The organism is Caldimonas manganoxidans ATCC BAA-369 (assembly GCF_000381125.1).
GTDB classification, from domain to species: Bacteria; Pseudomonadota; Gammaproteobacteria; order Burkholderiales; family Burkholderiaceae_C; genus Caldimonas; species Caldimonas manganoxidans.
The window spans coordinates 33,646-58,222 of record NZ_KB905948.1 but is presented as its reverse complement, the minus strand read 5'-3'; the positions used below and the strand labels follow the sequence as shown (position 1 = coordinate 58,222).

The window sequence follows — 24,577 nt, the reverse complement described above, 5'->3', positions numbered from 1 at the left end:
CAAGTGATTGTCCGCCACGTCCATTTCAGCGTGGGCCGGGGCTCACTAAGCTTGAGATTCGTCAACCCGTCTCGATGTGTCAGGAGAATTGCCATGCGCGTGCAAGTCGCCATCATCGGTGCCGGCCCCTCGGGCTTGTTGCTGGGCCAGCTGCTGTACCGCGCCGGCATCGACGCCATCATCTTGGAGCAGCGCAGCGCCGACTACGTGCTGGGGCGCATCCGCGCCGGCATCATCGAGCAGGTGACCCAAGACCTGCTGGACCAGGCCGGGGTGGGGCAGCGCATGCACCGTGAAGGCCTGGTGCACCACGGCATCGAGCTCTGTTTCAAAGGGGCACGTCACCGCATCGATCTCAGCGGCTTGACCGGCGGCAAATCGGTGATGGTGTACGGCCAGACCGAGATCACCCGTGATTTGATGGAGGCGCGCCGCGCCGAGGGACTGACCACGGTGTACGAGGCGGCGCATGTGAGCCTGCACGACTTCGACACCGAGCGGCCGCGTGTGCGCTATGAAAAAGACGGCACCACGCATGAGATCGAGTGCGACTTCATCGCCGGCTGTGACGGCTACCATGGGGTGAGCCGCGCCAGTGTGCCGGCCGGTGCGATCCAGACCTTCGAGCGCATCTATCCCTTCGGCTGGCTGGGGATCTTGTCGGACACCCCGCCGGTCAGCGACGAGCTGATCTACACCCACCACGAGCGCGGCTTTGCGCTGTGCAGCATGCGCAGCCCCACGCGCAGCCGTCACTATGTGCAGGTGCCGCTGGGCGAGAAGGTGGAGGACTGGAGCGACGAGCGCTTCTGGGACGAGTTGCGCCGCCGGTTGGATCCGCAAGCCGCGCAGTCGCTGGTGACCGGGCCTTCGATCGAGAAAAGCATTGCCCCGCTGCGCAGCTTCGTGGCCGAACCCATGCGCTTTGGGCGCTTGTTCCTGGCTGGCGATGCGGCCCATATCGTGCCGCCCACCGGCGCCAAAGGCCTGAACCTGGCGGCCTCCGACGTGGGCTACCTCTCGCGGGCTTTGATCGAGTACTACCAGGAGCGCAGCAGCGCCGGCATCGACCACTACTCCGAGAAATGCCTGCGCCGCGTCTGGAAGGCCGAGCGCTTTTCCTGGTACATGACCAGCCTGTTGCACCACTTTCCGGACCATGGCGAGTTCGGCCGCAAGATCCAGGAGGCCGAACTCGACTACCTGGTCGGCTCGCGCGCGGCTTCCACCGCCCTGGCCGAGAACTACGTCGGGCTGCCGCTGGAGTGCTGAGTCGCGCGGTTTGACCCGTACGACGCGGTGCCGGCCTCACTGCAGCATGAAGGTCTGGTATTCCAGTTTTCGGAACAGCCGCTGCACCAGGGTCAGGCCCAGCAGCAGCGCACCCAGCAGGGCCAGGGCCAGGCCGTAGCCGAAGAACTCGGCCCCCAGCTCGATCGACCAGCGAGACAGCACGAGGTTGAGCACGACCAGGCTCAGCGTGATGGCCACCACTTCGCGCCGCCGGTCGAGGTAGTACAGCACGTTCAGCACGGCCAGCAGCATGACCTGGAAGCTGGCGGCTGCTGCTTGCACGAGGAATAGCGGAATGTACAGATCGCTGATGCCGATCCAGTCGAACAGTGACGGGACGAAGGTGTAGACGGCCAGCAAGGTGATCGTCTGCACCTTCATGATCTGGTACAAGCCTTCGCGCACGGTTTCTTGCATGCGGTCGTGGTAGTGCGCGATGTCGTACAGCGAGCCGCCTTCGCGCACGGCGTTGTAGAACTTGTCGTACCACTCCACGAAGTCGGTTTCGAATTTGACCAGGAAGATGCCCATGCCAGGGATCACGCACAAGTAGGCGAGGAACACCGGCAAGTCGTAGATCACCGAGGCGCGCATCCAGCCGATGATGTGCTGCGAGGTCGCCTCCGACCACCAAAACACCAGCTTGTCGATCCAGACACCCAGGTTGTAGAACAACCCGGCCCACAGCAGCTCGGGGTACATCTGGCGTCGGCCGAAGCAGGCCAGCGAGATCGGTTCGCGCAGCGGGAAGTTGCGCAGGATGAGAGCCACCATGCCGAACCACAGCGCGAACTGCCCGCCCAGGAAGCCGGCGAACAGGCCTTCCATGCCCAAGGGGCGCAAGGCCCATGCCAAGCCCACCGACAAGCCGTATCCGCCACCGTACAACCACAGGATCGCCCGATACTGCTTCAAGCCCGACAGCAAGACCGTGGCCACCCAGATGTTGTTGAGCAGCGCAAAGCCGCACACCAGCAGCACACGGTACAGATGGCTGGCCTCGCGAAAACCGAACCAGGCCACGACCCAGGCCAGCGTGCCGCTGAGGGCGGTGGTCACCAAGGTCACCCCCAGGAAGTTGGGCACCACCATCTGGGGGCGTTTTTCGAACAATCGGTCGGCCACCCAGCGGGTGAATGCCAGCTGCAGGCCGCCGGTGAAGATGAGCGAGCCCATGATGAGGTGCGTCACCGTCACCTGGAATTGCACGATCAGCACATCGGGGTAGACCGTGCCCAGCGACAACACGCCGATGGCGATGAGGCCGACGATGGAAAACACCCACGGCCCGGAGCTGATGATGGAGGCGTAGGTATAGGCCCGCAGCAGCCCGAGGTAGGACTCGGTGCGCAGCAGTTTGCGCAGCTCGAAGCCGATGCCAGCCATCAGTGGGCTCCTCCAGCGTCTGGCCAGGGGGCTTCGCCACGCAGGATGGCCGCGACTCGGCCGACCTCGTCGGCCTGCCCTTGCGCTCGCTGGCGGCTGCGCGCCAGCGCATCTTCATAGACCAGGCGGTACTTGTCGAACATGAGCGGTTGGGTGTAGTAGCGCTCGACCCGGGCGATGCCGGCGGCTTGGGCGCTGCGGTAGGCGCCGGGGTCGCCGAGCAGTCGTGCGCAGGCCATGCCCAGCGCTTGCGCATCGGCGATACCGACGACTTGGCCGGCAGCTCCCAGGGCTTGGTCCTCAGGCCCCAGGCCCTCGATCAATTGCCGGCATGAACCGACATCGGTGGTGACCGCGGGCACGCCGGCCGCAAAGCCTTCCAACAGCACCAAGGGCAGCGCTTCGCTGATCGAAGACAACACCACCAGCCCGATGCGCGGCATCAATTCCACCAGCTTTTGAAAGCCGAGGAAGCGCACCTTGTCTTCCAGCTCCAAGCTGCGCACCAGCTCGTGACATTCGCGGGCGTAGTCGGGGTTTTCGTCTTCGGGGCCGGCGATCCAGCCTTGCAGCCCGGGCACGCGATTGCTGGCCACGCGCACGGCACGAATGAAGGTTTTGACGTCCTTGATCGGCACGACACGCCCGATCAGGCACATCACCGGCGGTGGGGGGTCGGGGCGCTGCGCGCGGGTGGCGGCCAATGGGGTGATGTTGATGCCATTGGCGATGTTGCAGGTGGTGCGAGGGTCGGCACCGTCGGCGATCTGTCGCTGGCGATTGGCCTCGTACAGGGCGATGACCGGGTCGGCGGCGTCGTAGCACATCTGTCCCAGCGACTCGAACATGCGAATCCACAGCTCACGGAAATAGCCGGTTTGTCCCGCGCTGCGTTCGAGCACCGGCAAGTTGTCGCTGATCCACTGTGCCGAGAACAGGTCGATGCGGCGCTCTTTGGTGTAGATGCCATGCTCGGACAGCACCAGCGGCCGGTCGTGGCGGCGTGCCAGCACCGCGCCCAAATAGCCGGCATAGCCGGTCGAGACCGTGTGATACACCTGCGCCGGCGGCAGGTGCTCGGCCAAATCGGCCAGGGTCCACAGCGGGGTGTGCATGGTGCGCACCGTCCAAAAGTAGTCGACGAAGGACGGGTCGGTGCAACGCAACTGATACTGCTCGGTCAGGTACCGCCAGGCCTCATGCGAGTGCAACAGATACGACAGGGTCATGTCCTCGCGCATGAGCTTGAGGCTGCGCGCCAGCAGTTCGGCCCGGGCATGGGCGTCTTGCTTGCGGCGCAACTCCTCGTGCAAGCGTTCCACCACCTCGGCCGTGCGGCGCTGGCCACGCCATTCTCTGGGCGCAGGCAAGGCCGACTCGGCAAACAGGTAGTGGTGCGTCAAGCCGACCACGTTGGACGGCATTTGGTAGCGCGGTGCGCCGTAGTCTTCGGGACGCGACCCGATGAACACGATGTGAAAGCGCAGGTCGGCAAAGCCGCTGACGATTTGATGCACCCAGCTGGAGACGCCGCCGGACACATAGGGGTAGGTGCCTTCCAGCAGCAGCATCACGTCGATGCGTTGGCCAGGGGCAGGCACACGGTCCAGTGGGGGGCGACTCATACCAGGGCCTCGGTGATGTCACTCAGCGGGCGCGCATCGCTCAAGGGCGCGGGCCGCGAGACGCGTGGCTCGCCGCGCTGCGGGCGCGCCCACACACGCACCACCGGGCGCAGGCGCGGGGCGACTTGGTCGGCGTGCATCGGGCGCAGCACCTCGCGCACGTCTTGGTAGCGTCGTTCCTGCCACGCCAGCTCGGCTGCATAGGGACGCCACATCGTTGGGCTGGCATCGGTGGCGCGCAGCCGCAGCAGCATGTCGCGTGCTTCGCCGTGCGCCCCTTGGGCCAGACTCAGGCGCAAGTGCATCATCAACAAGCTGGGCTCCTCGGGGGTAGCTTCCAAGGCGATGCGGCAGTAGGTGCGGGCTTGATCCATCGTGAAGTCGCGCAAATCGCCTTGGGCCAAGCCTTGGTAGACGAACTCGAGCTGTAGCTCGGCCACTTGCTGGGCTGCGCGCGACAGCACCGGGCCGTGGGCGCCTTGCGCGCGCAAGGCCTGCAGCTCGCGCAGGGCGGCTTGCAGCTTGGCGGTGAGCTCGCGCTCCCAGACCTCGACGATGCTGTAGGCCAGCAAGCGGATTTCTTCGTCGGGGTCGGCCAGCAGCGCACGCAGGGTGGGCACGGCCACGCGCGGGGCCATCTCGCGCAACGCCAGCACGGCCCGGATGCGTTGCGCGCGCGCGCGGCCCGGATCGCGTGCCATGCGGGCGACTTGTCCCGCGGGCAATTCGTCGGGGCGTTGTTCGATGTCCAGGCTGATGGCAAAGACCTCCAGTGTGGGCGCCTCGCGCAGATGGTCGCGCCGGCGCACGCGCGCTGGCAGCGCATGGGCCAGCCAAGCGGCCAGCACCACGCCCACCACCCCCAACACGGGCATCATCAAGGCCACGGTGTAGGCCAGGGCCAGCGACCAGCGCTTGGGCCGTTGCAAAGGGGGCGGCAGGAGCTTCCAGCCCAGCAAGGCGGTGGGTGCGGCCGCTGCGGCGTGGCCGGCCCAGAAGGCCCAGTACATCGCCGGATCGGGGCTCCACAGCAGGGCCAAAGCGCCAGCTTCCAGCGCCACTGCGCCACTGGCCAACTTGCTCAGGCTGGTCGTGTCCATGGCGGCTCAAGCGGTGGTGTGCAAATGGCGTCGCACCTCATCGCGCAGCTGCGCGAAGCTGTGCGCGGCCTGGATGTCGTAGATCGACGGTTCGAACTCGCCGGCCAGCGCGGTTTGCAAGACCTCGCGGGCTTGTCGCAAATACGCGTCGAGGGTGGCTGCACTGCTGAGCGGCAGCACGGTCACCCAGGCCACGCGGCCCGTGGGGCCGGTCAATTGCCAGCTTTCGCTTTCCACCGGTTGGGCCTGCTCCATGCGGGCACGCGCGTCGGCTGGCAGGTCTTTGGGCAAGGCCCACAGCACGGCATGGCTGTGCAGCCGAGCGCGTCGGCTCAGGCGGACCAGCGCCGTCCATTCTTGTTGCAACTCGATGGGGGCCTCGGGCCAGGTTTCTCGCTGCTCACCGACGCCTTGTTCCCGTTCGACGAAGTCGCGATAGGCATCGACCAGCACTTGCAGGCGCTGCAGATTGGTGTGCTCGAAGGCCATGAAGGGCATGGTGTGGGCCACCAGCAGGGCTTGCACTTGGCCTTGTTCGTCGCTGCGCAAGACCGCGGCATACACCCAGTCGCTGGTGTCCACATCGCCCAGGGCTTCCTGGGCGATGTGGGCCGCATGGCCATTGTCCAGCACGGTGGCGATCAGGGGATGGGTGTCGTCGAGCTCGGGCAGCTCGTGGCCGAGCACCGCGGCCTGATGCCAACCGCTCGGTTGCGCGGGATCGCGCACGAAGATCGCGGACTCCACGACCCGGCACGATTGGCTGAGCAACTGCAAGAACCCGACGGCTTGCGGCAGACGGATGCGTTCGGCGTCGTCGGCCTCGGGGTGGGTGCGCTGCCACTGCGCGCACAGTTGCCGAAAGTCCAGCAAGGCATCCCGCAGCGTCAAGGGGCGGTCCACCAGTTCTTGTTCCAGCGTGGCCAAGGCTTCTTTGACGATGAACAGCCGGCGCTTGGTGCGCTCCAGGCGCACGCTCAAGTCCCGGGCGGTTTCTTGGTGCAGGCGTTCGCTGCGCCGATACGCGGAGCCGAATTCGCCGAGCACGAGCGTCATCAAGGTGCCGCCGAGAAAGAATTCGCCGGGAAAGTGCCCCCCGCTGGGCCCGAACAGTGCCACACCGGCCACGGGCGCGCCGTGTTGCCACCACCACACGATGGCATACAGCGCCGCGCCGGCCAGTCCATAGCCCGCCCCGTAGCGCACGGCCGCCAGCCAGGCGCCGAACCACACCCACGGAAAGGCGGCATGCAGCGCCAGCGGATCGGACGGGTTCAAGCGCCAGGCCACCCCCAGCGCAATCACCGGCAGCAAAGCGCTTTCGGTCCAGGCCCACCAGGCGGCGGTGGTCGCGCGCGGGCGCCACACCCGGCTCAGCCAGGAGCGACGGCGGCGCAGTCGGCTACGGGCCCGTTTGGACAGCATCAGCGCGGGCCCTCGCTGGTTCCGGCAGCGCGCACTTGCACGCCTCGCAACAGCTCTTCGATTTGCGCTTGCCCCACGGCGGCCAAGGCTTGATAACCCCAACCGGTGCGTGCGCCGGTGGCCGACCAGACGACCTCGCCGCTGCGCAGGTCGATCAGTTGCAGGGTCAGACCGACGGCGGGTTCACCGTCCACGCCGCTTTTGTAGCGCCATTCGGTGACCGTGCCGGTGAGGGCCCAGGTGGCGCCTTCGCGCCGCGCCCACTGCAGGGCTTCGGACGTGCTGGGCGGCACACTGGCCTGCAGCGGGTTGTCGGTGGGGGCTTGGGGATAGAGCGTGGTTTTCAGGCCGCGCTGTTGCAGCAGGGACAGCAAGATGGCCTGGGCGCGTCGGTCGGCGTAAGCCGCCTCGGTGGCATTGTGCAAGGGCAAGACGGCCAGCGTGTCTTGCGCTGCGATCGTGAAGGCGCGCGGTGGCAGGGCTTGCACCGCGCAGGCGCCCAGGCTCAGGCTCAGCAGGATCGTCCAGCAGACGCTCCACCAGCGGCGCGTGGTCATCGAATCGTTCATGGGCGAGGCTCCTTGGGCATGTGCTTGGTCGGGTGGGTCAGCTTGAAGGGGGTCATCGATCGAACCAATGTCGGTATTGCCATTGCACGGATCGGCTGGGGCCGGTGTCGGACTGACTGTGCTGCACGCTCAACTGCCACTCATCACCGCCCAGCAAAGGGCCGCGCCAGCCGAGGGATGCGCTGGGCACCAAGCCGTTGCGGCGGGAGTGCGCCAGGCCCAGTTCCAACTGCGGCCACCAGCGGCGCGAGGCCAGACCGTCGGCTTGTCCCCAGCGCACGCTCAGTCCGACTTCGTCTTGCGAGCCGGGCATCACTTGCGCGCCGGACAGCCCGGTGTCGCCCGAGGCCAGCCAGCGGCCCAGCTCGGGGCGGGGGGTGTCGTCGGTCCGTTCGCGCCGCACCGCAGCATACCCTCGCACGGCCAGAACCGGTTCGGTGCGGCGCAGCCAGTATCCGGCCTCGGCGCGCCATTGGCTGGCCTGACCGAGCCGGCCGCCGGCGTCGGTGTGGTAGCGCGCCAGGCTGAGCTGGGTGCTGGCATACAAACGTCCATGCGAGCCTTCCCACTGGGCTTGTAGCTGGTGACGGCGGGCTGCCACGCGCAGCAGCTCGGTGTCCAAGACAGGCGCATCCAGTGCGACATGCAGCTGCAGGCGCTGGCGGTCGGTGAGCCGGTAGCCGGTGTCGAGCCCCCAGGTGTTGCGGCGCGCACCCAGTCCGTGGGTGCGCCACCAAGCCCCCAGCGACCAGCGTTCATCATGCCAAGTGGCGCTCAGTCCCCCCATCCGAAGGTCCGAGGGCAGGGGCGCCAGCAGCGAGTCTGTGCGTCGCCTCAGCTGCTCTTGGCCTAGATGGGCTTGCAGGGTCCAGCGTTCGCCCCAGGCCAGGTCGGCTTGCACTTGGGTGCGTTGTATCGACAAGCCGGCCAGCGTGTCCTGTGTTTGCCCCAGGCGCAGTTGATGCGCTTGCTCGCGTTGCCGCTCGGCCGTGAGGGTGGCGATGCTGCGCAGGCGCTGCGGATCGTCGTCGCGCGCGGCGGCGGCTTCCAGTTGTGCGCCCAGCGCGGCCAGGGCGCTGCCGCGCTGGCCGATCGCCCAGGCGGCTTCGGCCTGGTCCACCGGGCTGAGCGCGGCGCGGCCGGGGTCCAGATGGTCGCGCACGCCCTGGACATCGCGGTGCGCGAGGGCGCGCAGCACGCGCAAGCCCGCGCCGAGGGCCCCGCTCAGGGTGCGGCGGGCCAACCACCAATCGGCCCAGGAGTCGAGCTCCATCGCCAACAAGGCGTGCACCAGGCTGGCGTCGACTTGCGTTTGGCTGTCCGCGTCGAGGTCCCCCAGGCGCAGGCGCTCGCGCAGCCCGGCCAGCAGCGCTTGTACTTGCTCTGGGGACATGCGCCCGGTGGCCAGGCGCAGCTGCAACAACTGCGCTTGCAAAGCGCGCGCGGCCTGGGCCGCATCGGCTGGTGCGTCGGTGCCGGAGCGAGGCGCTCGCAACAAGGCCCAGGCGCGCTCACGCGCGTGTCGGGCCTGAGCCTCCTGGCCGAGTTCTTCGAGCACCTCGGCATAGGCGGCCAGCCACAGCGGGTCGTGCTGGCGTTGCTCCAGCTGCGCACGCATCAGCCGCAGCGCCCAGGCCGGGTGGCCGAGCGCGCGCACGGCTTCGGTCAATACCAGGCGCCCTTCGGGGTCGCGTTCGAGCCGCTGGGCATGCTCGGACAAGGTGTGCCGCAAATCGTCCCAGCGGCGCTGATCGACCAGCCAACTCACCCAGTCGGTCAGGATGGAGACGTCTTGCGGTGCCAGCGCGTGGGCGCGTCGCAGCAAGGGCTCGGCGCGCTCGCTGCGGCCCAACAGCCGCCACACCGCGGCTTGGCGCTGCAGCAGGCTCGGTCGCTGTCGGACCAAGGCCCCTACGGCGGTCTCGGCCATGGCCTGTTCCCATTGACGCAAGGTGTGCACGCTGGGCTGCTCGGCAATGACATCGAGCCACAGCTCGGCCAAACCTTCGGAGGCACCGCGCAGCCACAACGCCGGGGCCAAGCGCAGGGCGGCTGCAGCGCCGTCCAGGCGTCGCGTCAAGGTCAGCAGACGCTGGGCCCGATAGTCACTCATCTCGGCATCGTTGCTTTGGGCTTCACGGTACAAGCGTTCGTAGTCGCGCCGGGCGTCTTGGTGTCGTCCCAGTTCCCAGGCCAGATCGGCGCGCAATTCCAGATAGCTCTCGCGCAGCGCGGCAGGGGTGGGTGCCGGCGGATCGGGGGCGAGCAGGCCGGCGGCTTCTTCCAGGCGCAAGGCGATCAGCATGGCGCTGGCGGCTTCCAGGCGGGCTTCGGTGTCGAGCCAGCCGCCGCGTGCGGCGCGCCGGTATGCGGCCAGGGCGTCGTCGATGTGTCCTTCGTTCCACAGCAAGGCGGCCAAGACGCGATCCAGCGCGGGGTGCTGGGCCGCGGCCTGTCGTGCCACTTCGACGGCTTGCTCGCTCAGGCCTTGCTGGCGCAGCAAGTCGATGTAGCTGCGCCACTCTTCGGCCGACAAGGTCGATGTGGCCGCGCGCGTGCGCCAGTAGCCGATCAAAGCGTTCCAATCGAACAGGCCGGGAGCCAGGGCGCGCACCCTTTGCTGCGCCAGACGGGCGACAGGGCCGCGCATCAGCTGCACCCACAAGGCCAGGGCCTCTTGGGGGCGGCCGCTCCATTCGAGCACGCGGGCGTGCCGTTCGGCCCACACGGTGCTGTTGGGCGCGAGACGGCGCGCTCGATCGCTGATGGCCAAAGCAGCGGCATGGTCCCCTGCACTGACGAAGATCCCCCAGGCTTCTTCCAGGGTGGCTTCATCGAGGGTCGGGGCTGTACCCAGCCTCTCGGGTTCGTGCAGCCGCAGGGCCAGGCGCAGCCAGCGCGCGGCGGTTTGCGGCTGATCGGTCATCAAGGCCAAGCGGGCCAGCAGCCAGGCGTCGGCCTGTGGCACCGGCGTGCGCGCGGCCAAGGCCTGGGCGGTGTGCCAGGCCCGCGGGGGTTCGTTGGCGCTCAGCCAAGCCTGGACGGCGGCGCGCCACAAGGCCGGTTGGGCCGCCGCCGTGCTGGCTCGCGCGGCTTCGGTGAGCAGCTCGGCCGCTGCCCGTGGGCGCGCCAGCCCGAGCAAGCGGCGCGCCAAGGCCTGGGCTTGCGAGGGCGCACGGCGTCCCCAGGTGCCGGCTTGCTTCAACCAAGGGCTTTCGGCCTCCAGGGCCTCGAGTTCGTGCAGCCGTTCCAGCGTGTCGATCCAGGCCTCTGCCGAGGTGGGGCGGCGCTGGGCGAGGTGTCCCAGCAGCCAGCCCCGCCAGCGCTCTGCCTCTTCGAGACGGCCTTCGGAGCGGGCGGCGCGCCAGGATTGCAGCGCCACGCGCTCGCGCAGGGCCTGGGCCGAGGCGTCCTCCACGGTTTGCAACACGTCCCAGGCGCGCTGCACCTCGCCGATGGCCAGATAGCGCTCGGCCAGCAGCCGCAGCAGCCGTGCATCGCCCGGGTGCAAACGCAAGAGGTTGTGCAGGTAGTCGATGGCCAAGGCATGATTGGCCGAGCGTTCGACCAAGCGCATCAGGCCCTCGCCGGGAAAGACGATGGCCAAGACGGCCAGGCACACGCCGCCGACGCCCAGCAAGGCGCCTCGCGGTAGCAGTCGGCTACGGCGAGGGTCGTCGGGCGACACACTCAGCAGTGGGGCCCTGGGCGGAGCCTCGGCGGTGGAGGCTGGCGTGTTCAACCCGGCAGGCATTGCACCTCGAGCCAAGAACTGGCGCTTTGCATTACGGCCAACGGGCCCTCTCGCCGCAGGCGCGCAGAGGTGAGCACTCGCCAACCGGCGGGCAATTCCACGCGCAATTCCACCGGCACATGGCCTTGCAGCCGGGCCTGCCAGCCGCCGTCGGGCCGTTGTCGAAACTCCACGATCGCGGCGTTCGCATCGACGATGCGAGCGGCCGCAGCGCCGCTGCGCAGCTCGGCCCGGTCGGCCGTGAGGTGCACATAGCGCAGCGGGCCATGGTCCTGCCAGCCGGCCACCTGTCGGCTGCGACTCACCGAAGGCGGCTGGGCGGCGCGGGGCTGTCGCCATTGCCGCAGCGGCGCAGGGCTGCTCAAGCGCCAGCTGCCGTCCAGCCGCCGTCCGACTGCCGCGGCTCGCCACGCATGCACGGTGTCGTGATACTGACGCGCGGTGATCGGATGCAGGGCTTGGTCCAGCGCCCAGGCAAATGCCGCATGCAGCGCCTTGGCGCCGGCCGGCTGGGTCACGAGATATGGGTGAAAGTAAATGTTCACTGGCTTGAGTCGGTAGGGCCCATCCGTCATCGTGAAGGTATCGACCACGTGTTCGTAGCCGGTATACGGGGGCTGCCAGTTGTTCGTGTAATCCATCTCATTGGATGCGGGGGCGTAGACCTGGTACTCGGCTTTTTTGGGCAGGCCCATGGGCCACAGCGCGGTCAGGCTGGGGCGCAGGCGGCTCATGGCGCCACCGCCGCCGTTGAGCGTGCCCAGGCCGGCTTGCCGCGCCAGTGCCAAGGCCGAGGGGGGCGGGTTGCAATCCCCCGACCACAACAACATCTCCACCGGTTTGCCGGGGGGGCAGAGGCGATCGGCGATCCATTCCTTGGCCCCGACGATTTCGGTGCGCATGTCGAAAACGTAGCCGGGCAGCTTCAGGTGGACACCGTAGCGCAACTCGTAGGAGGCATCGGCCTTGCCCGAGGCTTCGCCCCAGTGAAACGGATGCGACCAGGTGTGGCTGGCGGCTTGCACATGGGGCAGCGCCAGGGCTTGGCGCGCCCATTCCTGGGCCAGCGCAGCCTGCTCGGGAAACACCCCTTGCTCGCTGAGTTCCCCCACGATGAACGAGGCCGTGATGGGGACCCGGTAGCGCATCAAATACTCGCGCACCAGGTACTCGCCGGCCGTGGGCGTGCCAGGCAGGTTGCAGCGATTGAGCCAGCCGTCGCCGTCGAAATGCACGAAAAAGGCGCGGCGGCCCACGCAGGTGGTGACATCGGGCATGGGGTCGGGCCCCCGCCTCAAGGCGCGGCGCAGGAACTCGATCGGCTCCACGCACCAACGGTGGCCCAGCCCCCCGGGCAGGTTGTACAGCGCAAAGCCTGGCAAGGCGTAGCCGCCCCAAGGCGTGATGGCCGCACCGTCCATGCGGCGCCCCTGGTCGTCTTCGGCCCACAGCCACACTTGCGCCTGGGCGTTTGCGCGCAGCAACACGGAAGCCTCGGGCAACACGCGGGGCAAGGCTTCGGCGGCTGGAACGTCCGGGGCGCGCCGCACTTGCACCGGCGCTTGCAGCCGGCCCGAGGTCAGCGTGGCGCCCCAGCGGCTCAGCAGGGCCGCGGGCACTTGGCCCAGCAGCACGACCGGCACGCCCTCCGACCGGGCACGGTCCAACAGCGGCACGGCAGCGTCGGCATGGGCCACATTGTCCAGGTAGAGCACCACGCCGGCGTAACGGCCCGCCAGGGGGCCGACCGGGGCCGGCGCATCGACCGCGAGGTAGCGTGGCACCAGGCCCAAGGCTTCCAAGGGCAAGGCGCCGTACAAATGGGCCGAACGCTGTCGGAGCTCCAGATGGTGGGGGTCGACGGGATCGTGCAGGAGCAGCACCTCGCGCGGCACGGCTTCGATGGCGCCCACCCCGAGTGTCTCCAGCGCCGGATCGGCCACCCAGGGGATCAATCCATGGGCGGCGATGCGTTGCGCCGTCTGCCGGGCCAGGCCGCGCTGGCCGAGGGGCACGTAGTCGATGGCGATGCCGGGCAGGCCCCGGCGCTTCAGTTCGGCCCAACGCTGCAACAGCCAGCGCCGATCGGCCTCGGGCACCTCGACATAGGTGTTGCTGGCGGCATCGTAGCGCCGATACAGGGATTCGGCGGCCACGGCCACCACGTGCGGGGTCAGCTCGTCGTCGATGAGCTCGAACCCACGATTGAGCATCAGCCGCACCTGCGGCCAGCGCCGCACCATGGCGCGCAGGGTCTCGCGCAGGGCTTGGGCTTGGGCGCCGCGGCTGGCCTCGTCCGTGGCGAACAGCAGGTAGGCGTCGAGCGTGTCGAGGAAAAAGGCTCGAAAGCCAGCGTTCCACAGCGGCGCGATCACCCGGTCCAGGAAGAAGGCTGGCCAGCCCGGCGCGCTCTGGTCGATCACCCAGGAGCCCCAGGCTTCATTGCGTTGGCGCACCCAGGCCGAGGGCAGGGCCGCAGCATAGGGGCGCTGAGGGTGGACCTCGCCCACAGACACATAGGCAAAGGCCAAGCTGTGCGGCGCCAGCCAGGAGGCCACGTCGGCACGCGCGGCCAGCGCGTGCTCGGGTTCGAGCACGACCCAGTCGTACAAGCGCAAGGCATCCAGCGGCGGCTGCGGGCCATAAAAGAAGGCAACGGCCGGATCGTCGCCGTCGCCGACGATCATGGAACTGGGGGTGGGGCTGGTTGTTTGGGCTTGGATCAGCGGCCAGGCGCTCCATCCGGCGGCCCATGCGGGCCACTGCCGCAGAAAGTCGCGTCGATGCATCACGGGGCGCATTGTCGTTCAGCCCCTGGCAGCGCGCCGTGGCGGCGCGCCAAAGCCGGTCGGCTGACTTGGGCTTACGGGTTGGGGCCGCCCGGCCTCGCACCGCCGGTCAGTGCACGAACCCGATCGGGCTGCGACGCGTGCCCAGATCGGGCAGGTCGCGCACCTCGATGCGGCTGCGCCGCTCGAGCTTGGCGTTGCCAAAGGCCGTCATCCAGGCGCGGCGCATCTCGCGCGGGGCCAACTCGGCCAAGCGGTCCAGCACGGCTTCCTGCGGCTCGGGCTCGAAGCGCGCGCCCCAATCGTGCTCGGCGCGGATGGAGGCATACAATCGCAGCGCGATCTTGCGCGCGGCCTCGCGGTCCGGCGCGGGCACGGTGTAGACGTTCATCCGGTTCAGGATCGGCTCCGGGATGGCGCGCTCGTCATTGGCCGTGGCCACCCAGATCACTTGGCTGGCGTCGATGGGGACTTCGGCGAACTCATCGGTGAAGCTGCCGGCCGTGTCGTGTTCGAGCAGGCTGTACAGCGAGCCCAGCGGATCGTAGGTCGAATCGGCCGAGGCTTTGTCGATTTCATCGACCACGATGACCGGGTTGGCATACTGACCTTCCACCAAGGTCTCGAAGACCTTGCCGGCCCGCGCGCCCTTCCATTGCGATGAGGCGCCCGAGAGCACCCAGCCGGCGGTCAGGGAGCTCATCGCAACGAACCCCATGCCCGTGCCCAGCAGCTGCGCCAGCCGCCGGGCAAAGTGTGTCTTGCCCACCCCGGGCGGGCCCAACAGCAGCATCGGCGTGATCTCCAGCGCGTCGCGGCTGTCCTCGCACAGGGCGAGTTGGCGCTTCACGTCGTCGAGCACTTCGGTGAAATTGGGCAACTCCTCGTACAGCGGAGCCATCGCCGGCAGGCCCGAGGGCTTGACTTGGAAGCGCTCGGGGCCGCGTTCGATCATGCGCTCATAAGTGGCGCGCAAATGCTCATGTTCTTTTTGCGGCAGCTTGTCCAGCCGGCGCTCCACGTCGCTGAGGCGGTAGACGCTGCGCATGTGCGCGATCGGAATGGTGGTGTCTTTCACGGGAACCAGATCATGCGAGCTCATCGACAACCTCCACTGCTGCGGCCGGTGGGGTCATTGCAGCAAAGCCTAGCGGGATGCATGTCCCGATTAAACGGGGAAACCCCCGCCTGTTGATGGCCGAAGCCCGGCCCGGGCCGCATCACGTGAAGATTCGCACATGCCAAAAGCCAGTGGTCTTCGGGGGCTTTGCGCAACCTACCGTGCGCATCGACGCATGAGAGCCTTCCCGCGGCCCGCCTGTTCCCCTGCTTGAGCCCCGTCCGTGCGCCCCGCGGCTGCGGTGGGCCGGGGGGGCTGCGCGGCTTGCCGGGGTCTACTTCACCCAGGTGTTGAGCTGGATGATGGGCAGCAACACCGCCAGCACGATGAGCATGACGATCACGCCCATGCCCACGATGAGCACAGGCTCCAGCACGGTGGCCAGTTGCAGGGCTCGGCGTTGCACCTCCTGGCCCAGTTGGGTCGAGGCCCGCGCCAACATCGTGGGCAAGGTGCCGGTTTGCTCGCCCAGGCGGATGAACATCGCCAGCAAGCCGGGAAAGCGTTTCTTGCTGGCCAGTGCCGCGGCCAGGGGCGCTCCTTCGCGCACCTGCACCAGGGCGTCCAGCGCATCGGCACGCAGTGCGCGATTGCTCAGCGTCTCGGCTGCGGCTTGCAAGGCCTTCAGGATGGGCACCCCCGCGCCGGCCAGCATGGCCAGAGTGCCGGCAAAGCGAGCGGCGTTGTACCCGCGCGAAAGCCGCCCCAGCAGGGGCAGGCGCAGCCAGGCCGCATCGAAACTTTCACGGAAGCCGTCATGGCGCAAGGCATAGGCCAGCAGCACGCCAGCGCCGGTGAGGCCCAGCGCGGCCAGCCAGCCCCACTGGCGCACGAAGTCGCTGAGGCCCAACATGGCCACCGTCAACCAGGGCAGGGCGCGTTTGCTGCCGGTGAACACCGAGGCCACTTGGGGCACCACATAGGTGACCAGAAAGACCACGATGACCACGGCCACCAGCGAGACGATGGCCGGGTACAGCGCCGCACCGACGAGTCGGGCCTTGAGGGCTTGGCGCTCCTCCAGGTCGTCGGCCAGCTTTTCGAGCACCTGACCCAGCCCGCCGCTTTGCTCGCCTGCGGCCACCACGGCCCGGTAGATCTCGTCGAACTCGCGTGGGGCCGTGCCCAGGGCTTTGGCAAAGGACGAGCCGGCATTGACCTCGCTGCGCAGATGAGCCACCAGTTCGCGTTGACGCGGGTCCTCGGCCTCGTCAGCCAGCGCGGTCAAGGCCCGCTCCAGCGGCAGCCCCGAGCCGACCAGCCCGGCCAGCTGGCGGGTCCAGATGGTCAGGGCCGTGGTGCTGAACACCCGTCCACGCAGACGCACCGCACCGGGCGTGTCGGCAACGGCGCTGATGGGGCTTACCGACAGCGGCACGAGCTTTTGCGCACGCAATTGCGCACGCGCGGCCTTGGGATTGTCGGCTTCGATCAGGCCGGTGCTGGTGCGTCCGGCAGCATCGAGGGCTTCAAAGCGGTAGGCCGGCATGGGCTCAATCCCGCGTCACGCGCAGCACCTCTTCCAGCGAGGTGATGCCGGCTTGCACCAGCCGTTCGCCGTCTTCGCGCATGGTGCGCATGCCGCCTTGTTCGGCAGCCACGAAGATCTGCGATTCGGCCGCGCGGCCATGGATGAGCGCGCGGATCTTGTCGTCGGCCACCATCAGCTCGTACACGCCGGTGCGGCCTTTGTAGCCGCTCATGCCGCATTCCTTGCAGCCCACCGGATGCCAGCGGCCGGATTCGTCCTGGCGCTTGCAGTGTGGGCACAGCTTGCGCACCAGCCGTTGGGCCAGCACACCCAACAGGCTGGAGCTGAGCAAGAAGGGCTCGATGCCCATGTCGATGAGCCGGGTGACGGCCGAAGGCGCATCGTTGGTGTGCAGCGTGGCCAGCACCAAATGGCCGGTCAGCGAGGCTTGGATGGCGATTTGCGCGGTTTCGAAATCGCGGATTTCCCCGATCATGATCACGTCCGGGTCTTGCCGCAAGATGGCGCGTAGCGCCTTGGCGAAGGTCAGGTCGATCTTGGGGTTGACTTGGGTCTGCCCGATGCCGGGCAGTTCGTATTCGATCGGGTCTTCCACCGTCAGCACATTGCTGGTGCTGGTGTCGATGCGGCCCAGGGCGGCATACAGTGTGGTGGTTTTGCCGCTGCCCGTGGGGCCGGTGACCAGCACGATGCCGTGAGGCTGGTCGATCAACCGAGAAAACCGCGCCAGGGTGTCGCCGCCCATGCCCAGGCTCTCCAGTGTGAAGCGGGTGTCGCCCTTGTCCAGCAGGCGCAGCACGGCCCGCTCGCCATGGGCCGAGGGCAGGGTGGAGACGCGCACATCCACCCCGCGGCCGCCAATGCGCAGCGAGATGCGCCCGTCTTGCGGCAGACGCTTTTCGGCGATGTCGAGCTCGGCCATGATCTTCAGCCGGGAAATCAGCGCCGCATGCAGGGCCTTGTTGGGCTGCACCACTTCGCGCAAGGTGCCGTCCACACGGAAGCGCACCGAGGAGCTGCGCTCGTAGGGCTCGATGTGGATGTCGCTGGCTCCGTCCTTGGCCGCCTGGGTGAGCAAGGCGTTGAGCATGCGGATGATGGGCGCATCATTGGCGGCCTCCAGCAGATCCTCCACCGCAGGCAGGTCTTGCATCATGCGCGACAGGTCCACGGCGCTTTCGACCTCGCCCACCACCGCTGCGGCACTGGACTCGCCGCCGGCATAGGCCGCGGCGATGCGCGGGGCCAGGCTGGCCTGGGGCTCGTGTTCGAGGCGGTCCACCCGGAAATGGCGCAGCACTTCGGACAGTGCCGGGGCGGCGGCCTGGGCGTCGGCCCACAAGGTCAGCTGTTGGCCATCGTCTTCCAGCAGCAAGTGGTGGGCCTTGGCGAAGGCGTAGGGCAAAGGGTATCGGGCAGCCATCGCGACGTGGGCCTCTTCAGTTCGGGGGCGCTGCAGGGGCCGGCACTGGGGGTGTGGCGGCATCGGCCGGTGGCGGCAGCTCGCGCGCAGGCAGCACCGGGGCTTCGTTGACCGGCAGCAGCACCCGTGGCACCGGCTGCGAGGCCAGCTGCTGAGCGCGCATGTGGTCGTAGCGGTCCCAAGACAGGCGGTTGGAGGCGTCCTGATCGCGCATCACCACCGGACGCAGAAACACCATCAGATTGGTTTTCACGCGCGAGCGGTTCTCGCTGCGGAACAGTCCGCCAAGCACCGGCACGTCACCGAGCACCGGCACCTTGTCGCGGTTGTCGGTGAATTGGTCTTGCATCAGCCCGCCCAGCACGATGATCTGGCCGTCATCGACCACCACGCTCGATTCGATCGAGCGCTTGTTGGTGACCAGTCCCGCGGTGGCATCGGCCACGCCTTGCGAGACGTTTTGGTTGACCACGCTGGAGACTTCTTGATAGATCGTCAGGCGCACCGTGCCGTTTTCGCCGATTTGCGGCTTGACGCGCAGGGTGATGCCCACGTCCTTGCGTTCGATGGTTTGGAACGGGTTGACCGTGCCGCTGCTGCCGGTGTTGGCGTACTGGCCCGTGACGAAGGGCACGTTCTGGCCGATGGTGATCTTGGCCTCCTCGTTGTCCAGCGTCACCAGATTGGGCGTGGACAGGATGTTGCCGTCCACGTTTTGCTCCAGGAAGCGCGCCAGCGCAGCCAGCGAGTAGGTGCCCAGGAAATTGCGCACGATGCCCACGTTCAGGCCGGCCGAAGGCAGCGAGCCGCTTTGCCCGCCGGTGGCCGCGGCCAAGGACAGCTGGATGATGTTGTTGCCGCCGCTGCCGAAGTTGGTGCCGCCGATCAGCCCCCATTTGTCGCCGTCTTTGCCCAACAGCCCTTGCCACTGGAAGCCCACGTCGGCGGCCTTGGTGGCATTGACCTCGACGATCATCGTCTCGACATAGACCTGGGCGCGTCGCGAGTCGAGTTGGTCGATCACCGCGCGCAACTGGCGGTACAGCGGGTCGGGGGCGGTGATGATCAGCGAGTTGGTGGCCGGGTCGGCCTGGATGAAGCCGCCGGTGGACGGCTGCGCCGTGGCGGCCACCGGGGCCGTGGCCTGGGTCGAGCCGAGGCTGCTGCCGGCGGCGCTGCCCAGCGTGGCGCCGGTGGCGCTGGCCGGCGCGCCGGTGAGCGTGCCGCTGCCGCCGCTGCTGGCGCTGCCGCCGCGCCCGTCGCTGGGGAAGGCAGCGCGCAGCACCTGGGCCAGCCGCACCGCGTCGGCGTTCTTCAGATAGACCACGTGGATGTTGCTGCCGCCGGCGCCGGCAGCACCGGGCACGTCGAGCTTGGCCACGATCGAGCGGATCAGCGCCAAACGGGCCGGGTTGGTGGCGCGCACCAGCAAGGCATTGGTGCGTGAATCGGCCAGCACCACGCCGGCCGAGGTGCTGCCGCCGGCCACGGCTTGCGCGGCGCCTGGGGCGGCGGCGGCCGGGGCGTTGCTGGCGGCCGTGGCGGTGCTTTGCTGATCGACCAGGCGCTGCACCAGCACGGCCACGTCGGCCGCCACCGCGTGTTGCAGCGGGATCACTTCCACATCGGTGGCATTGGGCAGGTCCAGCGCGGCGATGATGCGCGACAGCCGCCGCAGGTTGTCGGCATAGTCGGTGATCACCAGCGAGTTGTTGCCCGGGTTGACGTTGATCGTGTTGTTGGGGCTGATCAACGGGCGCAGGATGGTGACGAGGTTGTTCGCGTTTTCGTGTTGGATGCGGAAGATCTGGGTGAGGATGGTGTCTCCGCGTGCGGCCACCCCCGGCCCGGCGGACACCACGCCGGTTTGCAGCTTGGCGTCGGCTTCGGGCACGATCTTGTACAGGCCCTCGACCTCGACCACCGCAAAGCCCAGGCCGCGCAGCGCGGCCAGGAAGCTCATGTAGGCCTCCGCACGGCTCATGGGCTGCTCGCTGTACAGCGTCATTTGCCCTTTGACGCGCGGGTCGATGACGAACTGGCGGCGCAGGATCAGGCCCATCGCGCGGGCCACGCCGTCGATCTCGGCATTGACGAAATTCAGCGTGACTTGGCCGCTGGCGTCGCCGGCTGGCGCCTGCGCCCAGACCGCCACAGGGGTGCACAGGCACAGCAGGCCGGCGGCCAGGGCCGCTCGCAGGGCTTGCAGGCCACGTCGAGCCGAAAGAATGCGTTCCATGCTCATCCGATCGAGATGACCGAGCGCGCGCCATCACGCCGCCCGATGATGTTCAGAAGATTGTCCAGCGCGTCCTGGAAGCCTTCGCTGGCGCGGGCCTCGCCTCGGAAGCGTACGCCGCTGGGCCCCCAAAGGCCATCGCCACTGAGCTGCAGCGCGCCTTCCCGGGTGGACAGCACGATTTGCACCTGGCCCTGCTCGTTGCTGAACAGGCTCAAGCGATAGCTTCCCAGCTGACTGAGCGTGACCAGGGGCGAGGACGCGTCGAGGATGTCCAGGTCGGCGCGGCCTTGCACCAGCCATCGGCCGGCGGCGCTTTCCAGCGTCAGGCCCGGGCTGGACAGGCGCAGCACGCCGCCGAGCTGCAACGTGTTCCAGGGCGTGCCCAGGCCGCCCAGCAAGGCGCTGGGCCACTGAGCCGCCCAGTCCGGCGGGGCTTGCAGTTGCACCGACAGGCGCGACCAACCGGCGCGCACGCGCAGTCCCACCTCGCCATGGAGACAACAGGACTGGCTCAGCCGCACGCTGACGCCCAGACCGGCGGGCCGCAGCCTCCAGTGCAGGCGCCCGGGCAGGGCCGCGGCGTCGCGGCTGCCCGGGCCGCCAGACAGCACCAGCACCGCATCGCCATTCCAGACCGTGCCCCGGGCCTGCGCCAGCAGCACGCGTTCGCCGCTGGCGGCTGCCACGGCCGAGGCCAGCCACGTGGCCGGGGCGTACAACAGCACGGCCAGCAGCGCACCGGTGAGGGCGCCGGCCCAGCTCCAACGGCGCAAACGGGCTTGGCGGGCCCGGGCGGCGGCGCTGGCGGCTGAGTCCAAGCGCGACACGGGGAAGCGCGAAGCGCCGAAGCGGGACGGTCCGAACTGCGAGACCGCAAAGTGCGAATCCCGTGCATCGGCCCGACGGCGGCCAGCGCGCCAGCGGCCCAGGCGGGTGGCCAGCCAGCTCATGGCGCGTCTCCACCGAGCACCAGCACGATGGTGCCGTTGTAGCCATTGCCGCTGCGGGTGAGCTGCACATCCACCGGACGGGCCCGCGCCGCATTGCGGGCCTCGCCCAGCCAGGTCCACAGCAGGTCGCCGGGCACGCCTTGCACGACCAAGGTGGCCTGCGGCCCCTGCAGATTCAAGCGGGCTGATGGGCCCAGCCGCTCGGCGGCGGCCTGCAGGGCCCGCGTGGCCTGCACCATGGCCACCGTGGGCGCTTCACGCAGGCTGCGGGCCTCTTGGGCCAGGCGCTGCATGTGTTGCAATTGGGTGCTGACATCGGCCAGCCGCGCCGGGGTGTCGCGCAAGGTGCGCAGCGCCGGTTGCAGCCCCACGGCCCACAGCAGCGCAAGCAGCACCATCGCGGCGGCGGCGCGGATGAGGCGGCGTTCACGCTCGTCCAGCGCGCTCCAGCGCGAGCGCAGCCGTTGCTGCCAGTGCTGACGCAGTTCCTCCAGCGTCATGAGCGCCCTCCCATGGAGCGTCGCACGGTGACTTGAGGGCCGTTGCGCTCCACGGCCCAGCCCTCGGGGGCGAGCTGCCGGGCCAGCTCGGCGATGGCCTCGTCGGGCCAGTCGCCCACCGCCAGGGTGAGTTGCCCGGGCTCGAATCTCAGCCCTTCGAGCACCCGGCCTGGCGGCCAGGCCCGGGCCACCGCTTGCAGCATCGGCTCCAGATCGGTCTCCCCCGGGCGGCCGGCACGGGCACGCAGCAGCTCGATTTCACGTTGCATCTGCACGGGGGCGTCGAGCACCGCGCGCACGTGCGGAAACGTGGCCTGCAGCAAGGCCACTTGTTCGGCCCGCAAGGCTTGCAGCTCCTGTCGCTGTTTCCAGGCCCAGGCATTCAGCCCCACGAGCTGCACGCCCAGCAGCACGGCCAGGCCCAGCCGCACGGGACGCCACGTCGGCCCAAGCAGGGTGCTCCAGGCTTTGCGCAGTGCGCGCACACCGCGCGGCCGACTGCTCAGCTCGAACTGGCGCAGGTTCCAGGCCGATTGAGCCGCCTGCAGCGCTGCCTCGGGGCGCGGCCACACGTCCACGGGCTGTCCCAGCATGGCCTCGGCAGCGGCCACGGCCGCCGGTTCGGCGGCCCAGGACACGCCCCAGTCCCCCGATTGCAGCTCGCTGAGGCATTGGCGCAGCCAGGTGCCCGTCGGCTGCAGGGACAGCACCCCGTCGGGGCGGGCCCACACCATCCGCAGACGTTCGTCCTCGCCGGAGTCGTCGAGGTAGAAATACGCGCGGCTGGGCTCGCCGGGCTCGGCCGGCGGGACGACCCGATCGACGACGACGCCAGCGGCCTCCAGCGCGGCCAGCTGCGCGACCAACCAGGCCCGGTGGGTCGCGATCACCCAGGTGTCTTCCCCGGCCCGCGCGGCCGGAGCCACTGCCAGATGGGTGTCCTCGGCCTCCTCGAGCAACATCTCCTCCAGCACCCCGACCAACGCGGCCCGCAGGCGCGCCTGCGGGGCTTTGGGCAAGGTCACGCGGTGCCAAGACACATCTTCGGCGGCCACCACGGCTGCGACGCTGTCGGCCCGGGGCAGCAGGGCGGGCGCACAACGGCCGTGCCGGTGGGGCGTCAGGCCGTCGCGGCTCCACACATAGTCGTACTCGCTCGGCGCGCGCAATGCGGCGGCCGACTCTGCGGCGGAGTCGCTGTGCGCACTCAGGCGCGGCCTGGGGGCCAGCGAGATGACAAGCACACTCATGGAAGGCGTTTCAAATCAACACATTATGCGCATCCCTTCACCCCTGGTGTGAAGAAATGTCGCGGCCATGTCCCCGGGGGGACATCGCCAGCCGGCCCGACCGGGGGCTTCAGCGCCCCTGACCAAGCACCAGGGCGCTGCGTTCGCGCCACAGCGACACCACCTGCAGCCCCCGTCGCTCCACCAGCGAGCGCTCCTGCACGGCGCGCTGATCGATGCGCAACTGCCCCAGCACCTCGAAGAAGTCCGAACTGACGCCGACTTGCTGGTCCGACAAATTCGTCCCTGGGGGCAACAATGGGGCGGCTTCGGCCAGGCTGCGAAACGGTGAGCGCTGGCGATGCTGCACCAGCCGGTCGGCACTGGCCAGGTCCACGCCGAGCACCGCAGCCAGCACCTCGCGCGAGGCGGTGTTCAGATTGACCGGCGTGGGCCGAGGCAGCACGGCCACATAAGGGGCCAGCGCCTGCACCGTGGCGGCATCCAAGCCGAGCCAGCCCAGCAACTGCGGGGTGGGTGGCATGAGGGGGCGATCGGCGGCGGCGTCTTGCCCGGTGGGCGGCGCGGCAAAGCCGGCGGCGAGCCGATCGGCCGTGCTCGGGTCCACATGGACCAGCTCGCACAAGCGCTGCAGCGCTTGCCGGTGGGGCTGCGCGGCATCGGCGGCTTGCGCGAGATTGGTGAGATTGAAGCGGCCTTGCAAGTCGCTCATGCGTCCGGCCAGAAAGGCATCCGGCGCGGCCTCCGCGTCGCCGGGCTGGACGGCCAGAAAGGTGGACAGACGTGCTTCGGCCAGCGGCGTGGCCCAGGGCTCGGACAGGTGATCGACCGAGCCGGAGCGCCGGTCTTCGCGCAGGATCAGCCGGGCCCAGTCCAGCGCGCCGGTGAGGATCCACGACGCCTGCGCACGGCTGCGCTCGGCCGCTTCGATCTGCACCGAGCGCCACTGCCGCCACAGCATGCCGCTGGCCAAGGTGGCCACCACGGTCACGATGATCATGGCCGTCAGCAACGCGGCTCCACGGGGGCGGCGGCGGGCTGCGGTTCTCATTCGGCCCTCAATCGCAACACGATATCGCGCGTGACCTCGCCGGACAGTCCCGACTGCGGCGTCAGCGTCAGCACCAGGCGCACGCCCTGGGGCAGGGCTTGGCTGCGCGGGTCGTTGGCCGACTGGTCGCCCGTGGACTGGGGATTCGTCCAGGCGTTGTTGCGCCAAAAATAAAGTTGCCACTGCGCCACGCCGGGCAAGGCGGCCAGATCCCCCACGTCGCCGTCCAGCAACTGCAACGAGCGCATCCAGGCCTCTTGCAATTCGGCGCTGCGCGTCACCGGCGCGCTGCTCCAGCGATGCCATTGCTGAGCGCGCAGGCTCCACACCACCATCTGCACGCCTTGCTCGCTGCGTCGCGTCAGCCGCGCGGCGCGGCCGTCGAAGCTGAGGGCCGGCACCACCCGCGTGTCATGCAGCGCGGCCAAATCGGCTTCCCATTGCGCCAGCACGGTGTTCAGCCGCAGCATCTGATCCAGCCGGGCCTCGGCGATGTCCTTGGTGCGCACGATGCCGTCCACCCCGCGCCAACCCATGGCTGCCACGATGGCCAAGATGCTGACGGTGACCAGCACCTCGATGAGTGTGAAGCCTCGGCGTGGCCGCAT

17 protein-coding genes are annotated in these 24,577 nt (G+C 68.7%); 1 reads left to right on the top strand and 16 read right to left on the bottom strand.

The features are described from left to right. Positions 1–93: 93 nt before the first annotated feature. On the top strand, positions 94–1,272 hold the full coding sequence (gene pobA / locus F615_RS0111530) for a 4-hydroxybenzoate 3-monooxygenase (RefSeq protein WP_019561344.1): 1,179 nt from the start codon (positions 94–96) through the stop codon (positions 1,270–1,272). Between the two features lie 36 nt (positions 1,273–1,308). On the opposite strand, the gene pelG is transcribed toward pobA, so the two are convergent. From pelG to F615_RS0111450, 16 genes are all read right to left on the bottom strand, one after another. Beyond that, on the bottom strand, positions 1,309–2,679 hold the full coding sequence (gene pelG, locus F615_RS0111525) for an exopolysaccharide Pel transporter PelG (RefSeq protein ID WP_019561343.1): 1,371 nt from the start codon (positions 2,677–2,679) through the stop codon (positions 1,309–1,311). Continuing rightward, a complete protein-coding gene (gene pelF, locus F615_RS0111520) occupies positions 2,679–4,304 on the bottom strand; it encodes a GT4 family glycosyltransferase PelF (protein WP_019561342.1) in 1,626 nt (541 codons plus the stop codon). Before pelF ends, pelG begins: the two co-directional genes overlap by 1 nt. After that, entirely contained in the window at positions 4,301–5,404 is a 1,104-nt protein-coding gene (locus F615_RS19200; RefSeq protein ID WP_019561341.1) for a tetratricopeptide repeat protein, read from the bottom strand. The genes pelF and F615_RS19200 overlap by 4 nt, the downstream gene beginning before the upstream one ends. 6 nt (positions 5,405–5,410) lie before the next feature. Then, complete coding sequence (locus F615_RS18390; RefSeq protein ID WP_019561340.1) at positions 5,411–6,829, bottom strand: hypothetical protein; 1,419 nt, start codon at positions 6,827–6,829, stop codon at positions 5,411–5,413. Next, entirely contained in the window at positions 6,829–7,398 is a 570-nt protein-coding gene (locus F615_RS18385) for an LpoB-related protein (protein ID WP_019561339.1), read from the bottom strand. The genes F615_RS18390 and F615_RS18385 overlap by 1 nt, the downstream gene beginning before the upstream one ends. Before the next feature lie 52 nt (positions 7,399–7,450). Further along, positions 7,451–11,152: a tetratricopeptide repeat protein gene (locus F615_RS0111500; RefSeq protein ID WP_019561338.1), complete on the bottom strand. Its 3,702-nt coding sequence runs from the start codon at positions 11,150–11,152 to the stop codon at positions 7,451–7,453. Further along, positions 11,137–13,941, bottom strand: coding sequence for a bifunctional glycoside hydrolase/polysaccharide deacetylase family protein (locus tag F615_RS0111495; protein WP_245558352.1), 2,805 nt, complete (start codon positions 13,939–13,941; stop codon positions 11,137–11,139). The genes F615_RS0111500 and F615_RS0111495 overlap by 16 nt, the downstream gene beginning before the upstream one ends. Positions 13,942–14,050: 109 nt before the next feature. Beyond that, the gene (locus tag F615_RS0111490) at positions 14,051–15,043 is read right to left on the bottom strand and encodes an AAA family ATPase (RefSeq protein WP_019561336.1); all 993 of its coding nucleotides are present in this window, start codon (positions 15,041–15,043) and stop codon (positions 14,051–14,053) included. A gap of 292 nt (positions 15,044–15,335) precedes the next feature. Beyond that, entirely contained in the window at positions 15,336–16,550 is a 1,215-nt protein-coding gene (gspF, locus tag F615_RS0111485; protein WP_019561335.1) for a type II secretion system inner membrane protein GspF, read from the bottom strand. 4 nt (positions 16,551–16,554) lie between these two features. Further along, positions 16,555–17,976, bottom strand: a complete 1,422-nt coding sequence (gene gspE, locus F615_RS0111480) for a type II secretion system ATPase GspE (protein WP_019561334.1) — start codon at positions 17,974–17,976, stop codon at positions 16,555–16,557. Positions 17,977–17,992: 16 nt separating this feature from the next. After that, positions 17,993–20,221, bottom strand: a complete 2,229-nt coding sequence (gspD, locus tag F615_RS0111475) for a type II secretion system secretin GspD (RefSeq protein WP_019561333.1) — start codon at positions 20,219–20,221, stop codon at positions 17,993–17,995. Then, positions 20,218–21,168: a type II secretion system protein N gene (gspN, locus tag F615_RS0111470; protein WP_019561332.1), complete on the bottom strand. Its 951-nt coding sequence runs from the start codon at positions 21,166–21,168 to the stop codon at positions 20,218–20,220. Before gspN ends, gspD begins: the two co-directional genes overlap by 4 nt. Continuing rightward, positions 21,165–21,668, bottom strand: a complete 504-nt coding sequence (locus F615_RS0111465; RefSeq protein WP_019561331.1) for a type II secretion system protein M — start codon at positions 21,666–21,668, stop codon at positions 21,165–21,167. The genes gspN and F615_RS0111465 overlap by 4 nt, the downstream gene beginning before the upstream one ends. Beyond that, a complete protein-coding gene (gene gspL / locus F615_RS0111460; RefSeq protein ID WP_019561330.1) occupies positions 21,665–22,918 on the bottom strand; it encodes a type II secretion system protein GspL in 1,254 nt (417 codons plus the stop codon). The genes F615_RS0111465 and gspL overlap by 4 nt, the downstream gene beginning before the upstream one ends. A gap of 109 nt (positions 22,919–23,027) precedes the next feature. Continuing rightward, positions 23,028–23,969 carry a type II secretion system minor pseudopilin GspK gene (gene gspK, locus F615_RS0111455; protein WP_026330255.1) on the bottom strand — a complete coding sequence of 314 codons (942 nt, stop codon included), beginning with the start codon at positions 23,967–23,969 and terminating at the stop codon, positions 23,028–23,030. After that, complete coding sequence (locus F615_RS0111450) at positions 23,966–24,577, bottom strand: PulJ/GspJ family protein (protein ID WP_019561328.1); 612 nt, start codon at positions 24,575–24,577, stop codon at positions 23,966–23,968. The genes gspK and F615_RS0111450 overlap by 4 nt, the downstream gene beginning before the upstream one ends.